This is a genomic window from Pantoea sp. SIMBA_079, from assembly GCF_046940275.1.
GTDB classification, from domain to species: domain Bacteria; phylum Pseudomonadota; class Gammaproteobacteria; order Enterobacterales; family Enterobacteriaceae; genus Pantoea; species Pantoea borealis.
Map to the genome: position 1 here is coordinate 1 of NZ_JAWRYR010000935.1, position 235 is coordinate 235.

Genomic DNA, 235 nt, shown 5'->3' on the forward strand with positions numbered 1-235 from the left:
CTGCGATGTCACTCGTTGTTCTACCTACTACGGCTTCACCATTTCCATTATTATCTCCTACAATACCTGCAGATGTTTGGGAACTTGTGATTCCATGAACGCCAAATCCGCCTCCCGTAGAACTTCTTACACCGGCTCCGTTTCCTGTAGTAGTAACGTTTACAACAGTACCGTTTCCTACAGTATTTGCGACGAGAACATTATTATTATTGGCATTATTAAAGATTGAAAAGTT

General features: G+C 41.3%; 1 protein-coding gene. It reads right to left on the minus strand.

The window, feature by feature from the left end; translation table 11 throughout:
* Positions 1-235 (minus strand): hypothetical protein (locus SB719_RS22680; protein ID WP_412160113.1); only part of this gene is annotated, 235 nt, incomplete at both ends.